Here is a 12,112-nt window from a genome sequence, read left to right as displayed (position 1 = left end):
TTCAGAAATGCAGGGGCGGGATACAAAAAAAGCACCCTAAGGTGCTTTCTTTAAACTCAGTTTAACCCTGATGATTAAACTCAGTTACCGTAAATATTGGCGCGATCGCGCAGTTCTTTACCCGGCTTAAAGTGCGGAACATACTTTCCTTCCAGCTCCACTTTATCGCCAGTCTTCGGGTTACGCCCGGTACGTGGTGCACGATAGTGCAGAGAAAAACTACCGAAACCGCGGATTTCAATGCGCTCGCCCTGGGCAAGAGTGGTAGCCATATGCTCCAGCATCTCTTTAACGGCATCTTCCACAGCCTTGGCAGGGATATGCGGTTGCTGACTGGCAAGTCTTTCAATCAATTCTGACTTGGTCATGATTCCTCCGGTTCCTTTCAAACCCATTAGCTGAACAGCTTATTAAACAAGGGCGGCCGTAGCCGCCCTTTGTTATTGATTACAGGACGAATCCTGCAATCTGTCAAGTCTGCTCTCCATCCTTCGCGCTGTAAATGCGTTACAGCTCAAATGATGGTGCGAACCTGAACTTACTCGCCTTTAGCTGCTTTGAAAGCTTCAGCCATTGCGTTGTTAGAGAAGTTTGCATCTTCCTGTTTGTTCACAGTTGCGATTGCATCTTTCTCATCAGCTTCGTCTTTAGCACGAACAGACAGGCTGATTGCACGGTTCTTACGGTCAACACCGGTGAACTTAGCTTCAACGTCGTCACCAACGCTCAGAACCAGAGTTGCATCTTCAACGCGGTCACGTGAAGCTTCGGAAGCGCGCAGGTAACCTTCAACGCCGTCAGCCAGTTCTACGGTTGCGCCTTTAGCGTCAACAGCAGTCACTTTACCGTTTACGATTGCGCCTTTCTTGTTCAGTGCAACCCAGTTGTTGAACGGATCTTCTGCGAGCTGTTTAACGCCCAGGGAGATACGCTCACGCTCTGCGTCAACTTGCAGAACAACTGCTGCGATTTCGTCGCCTTTTTTGTATTCACGAACTGCTTCTTCGCCTGCAACGTTCCAGGAGATGTCAGACAGGTGAACCAGGCCATCGATGCCGCCGTCCAGGCCGATGAAGATACCGAAGTCAGTGATAGACTTGATTTTACCTTCAACACGGTCGCCCTTGTTGTGGGTTTCCGCGAACTGCTGCCATGGGTTGTTTTTGCACTGCTTCAGGCCCAGGGAGATACGACGACGTTCTTCGTCGATATCCAGAACCATCACTTCCACTACATCACCAACGTTAACAACTTTGGATGGGTGGATGTTTTTGTTGGTCCAGTCCATTTCGGAAACGTGCACCAGACCTTCAACGCCTTCTTCGATTTCAACGAAGCAGCCGTAGTCAGTCAGGTTGGTAACGCGACCAGTCAGTTTAGTACCTTCTGGGTAACGCTTAGCGATAGCTACCCATGGATCTTCGCCCAGCTGTTTCAGGCCGAGGGATACACGAGTACGCTCGCGGTCGAACTTCAGCACTTTAACAGTGATTTCGTCGCCCACGTTCACGATTTCGCTTGGGTGCTTAACGCGTTTCCACGCCATGTCGGTGATGTGCAGCAGGCCATCAACGCCGCCCAGGTCAACGAATGCGCCGTAGTCAGTGAGGTTCTTAACGATACCTTTGACTTCCATGCCTTCCTGCAGGTTTTCCAGCAGCTGATCGCGTTCTGCGCTGTTTTCGGATTCGATAACGGCACGACGGGAAACAACAACGTTGTTACGCTTCTGGTCCAGCTTGATTACTTTGAACTCAAGCTCTTTGCCTTCGAGGTGCAGGGTGTCACGGACTGGACGAACGTCTACCAGAGAACCTGGCAGGAACGCACGAATACCATTCAGCTCAACAGTGAAGCCACCTTTAACTTTGCCGTTGATAACACCGACCACAGTTTCAGCTTCTTCGTAAGCTTTTTCCAGCGTGATCCATGCTTCGTGACGTTTAGCTTTCTCACGAGACAGCAGGGTTTCGCCGAAGCCGTCTTCTACTGCGTCCAGAGCAACGTCAACTTCGTCACCAACCTGGATTTCCAGCTCGCCCTGGGCGTTTTTGAACTGCTCAGCCGGGATGGCAGACTCAGATTTCAGACCGGCGTCAACCAGTACAACGTCTTTGTCGATAGCAACAACAACGCCACGAACGATGGAACCCGGACGGGTTTCGATTTCTTTTAAGGATTCTTCAAACAGTTGAGCAAAAGATTCAGTCATGTTTAATCTTCAGGTTAATATTAACGTCCACCTGGCTCCGTGCCGGATGGGGTTGTTTCACATACCCGCCGTCAATCCATTGCAGCGGGGGTACTGCTAAATCGGTCGCGATTACGCGAGTGCCAGTTTTTGGCGCGCATATTGTAGCGCTTTTTCAATCACTTGCTCAATAGTTAAACTGGTTGAATCCAGCACTAATGCGTCTTGCGCGGGAACAAGTGGTGCGACGGCGCGGTTACGATCGCGGTCATCGCGCTCTTTTATCTCGGATAAAAGGCGATCAAAGTTAACACTAAACCCCTTTTCCTGCAACTGAAGCATGCGGCGTTGAGCACGTTCTTCTGAAGAGGCGTCAAGGAAAATTTTCACTGGCGCATCGGGGAATACCACGGTTCCCATGTCGCGGCCGTCGGCGATCAGCCCCGGCGCTTCACGGAAACCGCGCTGGCGACGTAACAGCGCTTCACGAACGCGTGGGAAAGCCGCCACCTGAGAGGCCGCATTGGCCACTTCCTGGGTACGGATTTCACCGCTGACATCTTCCCCTTCCAGGATCACTTCAAGGTTGCCATCGGTCGAGACAAAGCGCACATCCAGATGCGCAGCCAGCGGTACCAGCGCTTCTTCAGACGCAACATCCACATGATGATGCAGCGCAGCCAGCGCCAGCACGCGATAGATTGCTCCCGAATCTAAAAGATGCCATTGCAATGCTTCCGCCATCGCTTTGCACAGAGTACCTTTCCCTGCGCCACTTGGCCCATCAATGGTGATTACCGGGGCAATTGCCGTCATCTTTTTCTCCTTAATTAAGGCATACCGTTTACATGAACGCCGCGCATTATACGCGCCAACGTGCGCAACTGTTACCTTTGCGTGCAAATTACGGAATGATTGAAGCAGAGTGTAGAAGAAATGAAAGAGGATGAGTGTCAGAAAGCGTAAGGAAATGCCGCATCAGGTGATGCGGCATACGATCATCAGGCCAGGGTGCTAATGCGCGCCAGCTGTTCGAAGTAGTCCGGGAACGTTTTTGCCGTACACTTCGGATCAAGGATAGTGACTGGCGTATCTGACAACGCCACCAGCGAGAAACACATCGCCATGCGGTGATCGTTGTAGGTGCCAATTTCTGCAAATTGCAGTTTTGCCGGCGGCGTGACGCGAATGTAGTCTTCGCCCTCTTCTACCTCGGCCCCCACTTTACGCAGCTCGGTTGCCATCGCGAACAGGCGGTCCGTCTCTTTCACACGCCAGTTGTAAATGTTTCGCAGCGTGGTGGTGCCTTTCGCAAACAGCGCAGCGGTGGCAATGGTCATCGCCGCATCCGGAATATGGTTCATATCCATATCGATGGCGTTCAGCTCACCGTGGGTGCAGGAGATGAAGTCATCGCCCCAGGTCACCACCGCGCCCATTTTTTCCAGCACGTCAGCAAAACGGATATCGCCCTGCACGCTGTTGCGGCCAATGCCCGTCACTTTTACCGTACCGCCTTTAATCGCACCTGCGGCAAGGAAATAGGAGGCGGATGAAGCATCGCCTTCAACCAGGTAGTGGCCCGGGGACTGATACTGCTGCGCTCCGCGCACCACGAAACGCTGATAAGACTGGTTTTCCACCTCAACACCAAAGGTGTTCATCAGGTGCAGGGTGATATCAATGTACGGCTTAGAAACCAGGTCGCCTTTAATGTTGATGACGGTGTCCTGTGGTGCCAGCGGTGCGGTCATCAGCAGCGCGGTCAGGAACTGGCTGGAAACGCTACCGTCAACCTCAACATTGCCGCCAGTGAATCCCCCGCGCAGACGCAGGGGCGGGTAATTTTCCTGCTCAAGATAATCAATCTGCGCGCCGCCCTGACGCAGGGCATCCACCAGATGGCCGATCGGACGCTCTTTCATTCGCGGCTCACCGGTCAGCACAATATCGTTACTCCCCAGACACAGCGCTGCGGCCAGAGGACGCATCGCGGTACCGGCGTTACCCAGGAAAAGCTCCAGCGCTTCAGCAGAATGTAACGCGCCGCCGTTACCGGTGACTTCACAACGGGTACGATCGTCAGACAGCGCGTACTGAACGCCCAACGCTTTCAGTGCATTGAGCATATGGCGCACGTCATCGCTGTCCAGCAGATTAGTGAGGACGGTGGTGCCGTTTGCCAGAGCTGCCAGCAGCAGAGCGCGGTTCGAGACACTTTTTGAACCAGGCAGATTAATGGTGCCATCTACCCGCGCGATAGGTTGTAACGTCAGGGATTCCATGAAACTCAACTCTCAACTCAACATAATAAAAACCCCGCAGGAACGCTGCGGGGGTGAAAAACAGCCAATTAACCGTGACGACGTTCGAAGTCGATCATGAAATCAGTCAGGGCTTTAACGCCCTCCAGCGGCATGGCGTTATAGATAGAGGCGCGCATTCCGCCTACCACACGGTGGCCTTTCAGCGCATGCAGACCCGCCGCGAAGGACTCTTCCAGGAACACGTTATCCAGGTTGCTGTCCGCCAGCTGGAACGGCACGTTCATGCGCGAACGGTTAGTTTTGGCGACATCGTTACGGTAGAAATCGCTCTTGTCGATCACGCCGTACAGCAGTTCAGCCTTTTGCTGATTGATCTTATCCATCTGCGCCACACCGCCTTTTTGCTTCAGCCATTTGAAGACCAGGCCGGAGAGATACCAGGCAAACGTTGGTGGGGTGTTGAACATGGAATCGTTGTCGTTCAGGACGGTGTAATCCAGAATTGACGGGCAAGACTTATGGGCTTTCCCCAGCAGGTCTTCACGCACAATAACGATAGTCAGACCCGCAGGACCGATGTTTTTCTGGGCACCCGCGTAGATGACGCCGTAGCGGCTGACATCCAGCGGGGTGGACAGAATGGTTGAAGAGAGATCCGCCGTCACAATGACATTTTCGCCAAAGTCTGGCTCTTCGTGAATGGCAATACCGTCGATGGTTTCGTTCGGGCAGTAGTGAAGATACGCGGCGTTGTCAGAAAGCTGCCACTCACTCATCGGCTTCACGGCGCGCAGACCGTCAACGGTCACTTTGGCATCGATGACATTCGGCGTGCAATATTTGTGCGCTTCTTTTACCGCACTGGCCGCCCAGTAGCCGGCATCAACGTAATCAGCGGTGGTTTTGTCGCCCAGTAGATTGAGCGGGATACCCGCAAACTGGCCGCGTCCACCGCCGTGACAGAACAATACTTTGTAGTTCGAGGGAATGTTCAGCAGATCGCGAAAATCCTTTTCTGCTTCTTCCGCCACCTGAATAAACGCTTTACCCCGGTGGCTGACTTCCATCACCGACGTACCCAGACCGTTCCAGTCACACAGCTCCTGTTGAGCCTGTTTGAGCACGTCTGCCGGTAACATTGCCGGACCTGAACTGAAATTAAAGACTTGAGCCATTTCCCCTCACCACGCTAAAAGCCATAAGTTATAACTGTGGATATCGGTTTTATCATTCAGTGACACGCGCCGCAATGTCTAAAACTGATGGCCGAAGAAATGTGCCCCTCGTCACACAATACAATCTGCCGTACCGTTGTCACAAAACCGACAAAATCGCTGTCAGGTGTTACGTTTAGCCCGGCTAACCTTCGTCCATTCTGGATTCGTACAGCGGGGGCATAATTGATGTTCGCCCGCCTGCATAACCACGACATGACTACATTTTATGCAGGCGTACTCGCCCGCTTCAGGTACAGTTTTGTATCGCTCGATGAGCATATCCGGCAGGATGCACAGGCCGGGCTTCACCTCATCGTCGGAATAGTAATAGACGCTGATTTGACCATTCGTTTCCATAATCGCCAGACGCACCTGCCCCAGTTGCTCAACGCTGCTCAAACGGAGTTCCATAAAGAACTCAAACTCCGTCATATTGGCGCTTTGCACATTCTCCCAGGCCAGTTGACCATCTTCGACAATCACCACCGGCTTCCCTTCGAGCAGATCTTCCAGTTTCTCACTTTTCGACATCAGCCACATGACCAGCCGGTACAGCAGTGCAAGCGTCACGAAGACGATAAAGACCGGCACCATCGGCACATCGTCATAAAAGGCAACGTCCCCTGCCGCCGACCCCAGCGTCAGGATGATCAGCACTTCAAACAGCGACATCTGCCGCACGCCGCGACGTCCGGTGATTTTCAGAAACAGGAAAACGAGTACAAAGGTGTACAGGCTGCGCAGCGCTACTTCGCCTAAAAACTCAGGAGGGACTTTATCAAACGCCATCCGCTGGAGATCGAAAGCTTTCATTTTTTTATGCCTTAACAGTAGGTTACTGCTTATAAGCATAGTCCAGCCATTTATTTTCGCCGGAGATAGCACCCGTCACGCAAAACCCGTATCATTGCGCGCTTTACGTACGATAAAAGTGAACGCCATGACTCAAACGTTTATCCCCGGCAAAGACGCCGCTCTGGAAGATTCCATCGCTCGCTTCCAGCAGAAACTGACCGACCTGGGCTTTAATATCGAAGAAGCCTCCTGGCTGAATCCGGTGCCTCACGTCTGGTCCGTGCATATTCGCGACAAAGACTGTGCGCTGTGCTTTACCAACGGTAAAGGCGCGACCAAAAAAGCGGCGCTGGCCTCTGCACTGGGTGAGTATTTTGAGCGTCTGTCCACCAACTACTTCTTCGCCGACTTCTGGCTGGGCGAAACTATTGCCAACGGTCCGTTCGTTCACTATCCGAACGAAAAATGGTTCCCGCTGACCGAAAACGATGAACTGCCGGAAGGCATTCTCGATGCCCGCCTGCGCGCGTTCTACGATCCGGAAAACGAACTGACCGGCAGCATGTTGATCGACCTGCAATCCGGCAATGAGGATCGTGGGATCTGCGCCCTGCCGTTCACCCGTCAGTCTGACGAGCAGACCGTTTATATCCCGATGAACATCGTCGGCAACCTGTATGTGTCTAACGGCATGTCTGCCGGTAATACCCGCAACGAAGCGCGCGTGCAGGGATTGTCTGAAGTTTTCGAGCGTCATATCAAAAACCGCATTATTGCTGAATCCATCAGCCTGCCGGAGATCCCGGCTGACGTGCTGGCGCGCTACCCGGGCGTGGTGGAATCCATCGCCAAACTGGAAGCAGAAGGTTTCCCAATCTTTGCTTATGACGGCTCTCTGGGCGGCAAATATCCGGTTATCTGCGTGGTACTGTTCAACCCGGCAAATGGCACCTGTTTCGCCTCCTTCGGCGCGCACCCGGACTTCGGCGTGGCGTTGGAGCGTACCGTAACCGAACTGCTGCAAGGTCGTAGCCTGAAAGATCTCGATGTCTTTACTCCGCCAACCTTTGATGACGAAGAAGTCGCCGAGCACACCAACCTCGAAACGCACTTCATCGACTCCAGCGGTTTGATCTCCTGGGATATGTTCAAACAGGACGCGGACTATCCGTTCGTGGACTGGAGCTTTGCCGGTACGACGGAAGAAGAGTTCGCCACCCTGATGGCGATCTTCAACGCGGAAGATCAGGAAGTCTACATTGCCGACTATGAACACCTCGGTGTTTACGCGTGCCGTATTATTGTGCCAGGTATGTCGGACATTTATCCGGCAGAAGATTTATGGCTGGCGAACAATAGCATGGGCGCACATCTGCGTGAAACCCTGCTGGCCCTGCCAGGCAGCGAGTGGGATAAAGAAGATTATCTGAACCTGATCGCCCAGCTGGACGAAGAAGGACACGATGATTTCACCCGCGTGCGCGAACTGCTGGGTCTGGCGACCGGAAAAGATAACGGCTGGTACACCCTGCGCATCGGCGAGCTGAAAGCGATGCTGGCGCTGGCGGGCGGCGATCTGGATCAGGCTTTGGCCTGGACCGAGTGGACGATGGAGTTTAACCAGTCCGTCTTCTCCGCCGAGCGCACTAACTATTACCGTTGCCTGCAAACGCTGCTCCTGCTTTCTCAGGAAGACGACCGCGAGCCATTGCAGTATCTGAACGCCTTTGTACGTATGTACGGTGCGGATGCCGTTGAAGCTGCCAGCGCGGCGTTGAGCGGTGAAGAACCATTCTACGGCCTGCAAGCGGTTGACAACGATCTGAAAGCCTTCCCGGCGCATCAGTCACTGCTGAATGCGTATGAAAAATTGCAGAAGGCAAAAGCCGCTTACTGGTCAAAATAAGCGCATATAACATTAATGGCTGTAGGCGTATTCAATCGCCTGAGCTATATTACGGGGCAATTTCATTGCCCCTTTTTTTTTATTTTTCCGCAATGACGTTTAATTGTAATAATTAAGTTAACCACGGGTAAATATAAAAACGCTTACCTGAGCTTTACTGTTACTAATTATAATAAATACTCCATTTTAATTAACTGTTCCACGGGAGGCTGAAGGAAAAAATTCAACTCTTTTCATAACTTTTAAAATTTATTTTTATATGGATAATCAAATACTTACTCCGCTTTTGCTGTAAAACCATACACACTGCGGGCCTATAAGCCAGGCGAGATATGATCTATATCAATTTCTCTTCTATAATGCTTTGTTAGTATCTCGTCGCCGACTTAATAAAGAGAGAGTTAGTGTGAAAGCTGACAACCCTTTTGATCTATTACTCCCCGCTGCGATGGCGAAAGTTGCCGAAGAAGCGGGTGTCTACAAAGCCACGAAACATCCGATGACGACGTTCTTTCTGGCCATTACGGCTGGGGTGTTCATCTCCATCGCTTTCGTCTTCTATATCACAGCCACCACCGGCACTGCCGGGATGCCTTTCGGCATAGCGAAATTGATTGGTGGTATTTGCTTCTCACTGGGCCTGATTCTCTGCGTCATCTGCGGCGCCGACCTCTTCACCTCAACGGTGCTGATTGTGGTGGCAAAAGCCAGCGGAAGAATTACCTGGGGTCAACTGGGGCGCAACTGGCTCAACGTTTACGTTGGCAACCTGATTGGCTGTCTGCTCTTTGTTCTGTTGATGTGGCTCTCTGGCGAGTATATGACCGCCAACGGCGGCTGGGGGCTTAACGTCCTGCAAACCGCCGACCACAAAATGCACCATACATTTATCGAAGCTGTTGCTCTCGGCATCCTCGCAAACCTGATGGTCTGCCTGGCGGTCTGGATGAGCTACTCTGGTCGTAGCCTGATGGATAAAGCCATGATTATGGTTCTGCCGGTTGCGATGTTTGTTGCCAGCGGCTTTGAGCACAGTATTGCGAATATGTTCATGATCCCGATGGGGATTGTTATCCGCAACTTTGCAAGCCCGGAGTTCTGGACTGCTGTAGGTTCAACCCCGGAAAGTTTTTCACACCTGACTATTATGAACTTCATTACTGATAACCTGATCCCCGTCACTATCGGGAACATTATCGGTGGGGGTCTGTTAGTTGGGTTGACATACTGGGTCATTTACCTGCGTGGCGGCGATCATCATTAATGGTTGTCTCAGGCAGTAAATAAAAAATCCACTTAAGAAGGTAGGTGTTACATGTCCGAGCTTAATGAAAAGTTAGCCACAGCCTGGGAAGGTTTTACGAAAGGTGACTGGCAGAATGAAGTCAACGTCCGTGACTTTATTCAGAAAAACTATACCCCGTATGAAGGTGACGAATCCTTCCTGGCTGGTGCAACTGACGCAACCACCAAGCTGTGGGACAGCGTAATGGAAGGCGTTAAACTGGAAAACCGCACTCACGCGCCAGTTGATTTTGACACCTCCGTTGCTTCTACCATCACTTCTCACGATGCTGGCTACATCAACAAAGCCCTTGAGAAAATCGTTGGTCTGCAAACTGAAGCACCACTGAAACGCGCAATCATCCCGTTCGGTGGTATCAAAATGGTTGAAGGTTCCTGCAAAGCGTATAACCGCGAGCTGGACCCAATGCTGAAAAAAATCTTCACCGAATACCGCAAAACCCATAACCAGGGCGTATTCGATGTTTACACCAAAGACATTCTGAACTGCCGTAAATCTGGCGTTCTGACCGGTCTGCCAGATGCCTATGGCCGTGGCCGTATCATCGGTGACTACCGTCGCGTTGCGCTGTACGGTATCGACTTCCTGATGAAAGACAAATACGCGCAGTTCGTCTCTCTCCAGTCTGACCTGGAAAACGGCGTAAACCTGGAAGCGACTATCCGTCTGCGTGAAGAGATCGCTGAACAGCACCGTGCGCTGGGTCAGATCAAAGAGATGGCGGCTAAATACGGCTGCGATATCTCTGGTCCTGCTACCAACGCTCAGGAAGCTATCCAGTGGACCTACTTCGGCTACCTGGCCGCTGTTAAGTCTCAGAACGGTGCAGCAATGTCCTTCGGCCGCGTATCCACCTTCCTGGATGCGTACATCGAACGTGACCTGAAAGCAGGCAAAATCACTGAACAAGACGCTCAGGAAATGATTGACCACCTGGTCATGAAACTGCGTATGGTTCGCTTCCTGCGTACCCCAGAATATGATGAGCTGTTCTCTGGTGACCCAATCTGGGCAACCGAATCTATCGGCGGTATGGGCGTAGACGGCCGTACTCTGGTAACCAAAAACAGCTTCCGCTTCCTGAACACCCTGTACACCATGGGTCCTTCTCCGGAGCCGAACATCACCGTTCTGTGGTCTGAAAAACTGCCTCTGAACTTCAAGAAATTCGCCGCTAAAGTGTCCATCGACACTTCTTCTCTGCAATACGAGAACGATGACCTGATGCGTCCTGACTTCAACAACGATGACTACGCTATCGCTTGCTGCGTAAGTCCAATGGTTGTTGGTAAGCAAATGCAGTTCTTCGGTGCGCGTGCAAACCTGGCGAAAACCATGCTGTACGCAATCAACGGCGGCGTTGATGAAAAACTGAAAATGCAGGTTGGTCCTAAGTCTGAACCGATCAAAGGCGACGTGCTGAACTATGACGAAGTCATGGAGCGCATGGACCACTTCATGGACTGGCTGGCTAAACAGTACGTGACCGCGCTGAACGTTATCCACTACATGCACGACAAGTACAGCTACGAAGCCTCTCTGATGGCGCTGCACGACCGTGACGTCGTTCGCACCATGGCGTGTGGTATCGCAGGTCTGTCCGTTGCGGCTGACTCCCTGTCTGCAATCAAATATGCGAAAGTTAAACCAATTCGTGACGAAGATGGTCTGGCTATCGACTTCGAAATCGAAGGCGAATATCCGCAGTTTGGTAACAACGACGCTCGCGTTGATGACATGGCGGTTGACCTGGTAGAACGTTTCATGAAGAAAATTCAGAAACTCACTACCTATCGTAACGCTATCCCGACTCAGTCTGTTCTGACCATCACCTCTAACGTTGTGTATGGTAAGAAAACCGGTAACACCCCAGACGGTCGTCGTGCTGGCGCGCCATTCGGCCCAGGTGCTAACCCAATGCACGGTCGTGACCAGAAAGGTGCGGTTGCCTCTCTGACCTCCGTTGCTAAACTGCCGTTTGCTTACGCGAAAGATGGTATCTCTTACACCTTCTCTATCGTGCCAAACGCGCTGGGTAAAGACGACGAAGTGCGTAAAACTAACCTCGCGGGTCTGATGGATGGTTACTTCCACCACGAAGCGTCCATCGAAGGTGGTCAGCACCTGAACGTGAACGTGATGAACCGTGAAATGCTGCTCGACGCGATGGAACACCCTGAGAAATATCCTCAGCTGACCATCCGCGTATCTGGTTACGCAGTACGTTTTAACTCCCTGACGAAAGAACAGCAGCAGGACGTTATTACTCGTACTTTCACTCAGTCCATGTAAGTGGAATTGACTGAAATCACGCGTTAAAAAGCGTACAATAAAGGCTCCACGCAAGTGGGGCCTTTTTAACACCCTCGCTTCATCAGTCTCTTTTGTCCGCTATCTATACTTTAATGGATAACAGCCAAAACAGACTCG

9 protein-coding genes are annotated in these 12,112 nt (G+C 51.9%); 3 read left to right on the top strand and 6 right to left on the bottom strand.

The features are described from left to right. Positions 1-80: 80 nt before the first annotated feature. The 6 genes from ihfB to FZF21_RS07620 all read right to left on the bottom strand — a co-directional run bounded on the left by ihfB (position 81) and on the right by FZF21_RS07620 (position 6,488). Entirely contained in the window at positions 81-368 is a 288-nt protein-coding gene (ihfB, locus tag FZF21_RS07645) for an integration host factor subunit beta (protein WP_003858233.1), read from the bottom strand. A 170-nt stretch (positions 369-538) separates the two neighbouring features. Beyond that, positions 539-2,212: a 30S ribosomal protein S1 gene (rpsA, locus tag FZF21_RS07640; protein ID WP_003858235.1), complete on the bottom strand. Its 1,674-nt coding sequence runs from the start codon at positions 2,210-2,212 to the stop codon at positions 539-541. Positions 2,213-2,323: 111 nt separating this feature from the next. Next, complete coding sequence (gene cmk / locus FZF21_RS07635; RefSeq protein ID WP_015570968.1) at positions 2,324-3,007, bottom strand: (d)CMP kinase; 684 nt, start codon at positions 3,005-3,007, stop codon at positions 2,324-2,326. 185 nt (positions 3,008-3,192) lie between these two features. After that, on the bottom strand, positions 3,193-4,476 hold the full coding sequence (gene aroA / locus FZF21_RS07630; RefSeq protein ID WP_017384828.1) for a 3-phosphoshikimate 1-carboxyvinyltransferase: 1,284 nt from the start codon (positions 4,474-4,476) through the stop codon (positions 3,193-3,195). Positions 4,477-4,544: 68 nt separating this feature from the next. Next, positions 4,545-5,633, bottom strand: a complete 1,089-nt coding sequence (serC, locus tag FZF21_RS07625; RefSeq protein WP_017384829.1) for a 3-phosphoserine/phosphohydroxythreonine transaminase — start codon at positions 5,631-5,633, stop codon at positions 4,545-4,547. A 162-nt stretch (positions 5,634-5,795) separates the two neighbouring features. Further along, positions 5,796-6,488: a DUF421 domain-containing protein gene (locus tag FZF21_RS07620; protein ID WP_017384830.1), complete on the bottom strand. Its 693-nt coding sequence runs from the start codon at positions 6,486-6,488 to the stop codon at positions 5,796-5,798. 127 nt (positions 6,489-6,615) lie between these two features. Between FZF21_RS07620 and ycaO the strand changes: the two genes are divergently transcribed. The 3 genes from ycaO (at position 6,616) to pflB (ending at position 11,974) form a co-directional block, all read left to right on the top strand. Next, positions 6,616-8,376 carry a 30S ribosomal protein S12 methylthiotransferase accessory factor YcaO gene (gene ycaO / locus FZF21_RS07615; RefSeq protein ID WP_015570974.1) on the top strand — a complete coding sequence of 587 codons (1,761 nt, stop codon included), beginning with the start codon at positions 6,616-6,618 and terminating at the stop codon, positions 8,374-8,376. A gap of 406 nt (positions 8,377-8,782) precedes the next feature. Beyond that, positions 8,783-9,640 carry a formate transporter FocA gene (focA, locus tag FZF21_RS07610; RefSeq protein ID WP_017384832.1) on the top strand — a complete coding sequence of 286 codons (858 nt, stop codon included), beginning with the start codon at positions 8,783-8,785 and terminating at the stop codon, positions 9,638-9,640. A 51-nt stretch (positions 9,641-9,691) separates the two neighbouring features. Next, positions 9,692-11,974, top strand: coding sequence for a formate C-acetyltransferase (gene pflB / locus FZF21_RS07605; protein WP_015570975.1), 2,283 nt, complete (start codon positions 9,692-9,694; stop codon positions 11,972-11,974). The last annotated feature ends 138 nt before the right edge of the window (positions 11,975-12,112 follow it).

Origin of the sequence: Enterobacter sp. LU1 (genome assembly GCF_008271405.2) — a bacterium.
GTDB classification, from domain to species: Bacteria; Pseudomonadota; Gammaproteobacteria; order Enterobacterales; family Enterobacteriaceae; genus Enterobacter; species Enterobacter hormaechei_C.
Note: the sequence above shows the minus strand (reverse complement) of the source record. Positions and strands in the feature narration are given on the sequence as shown.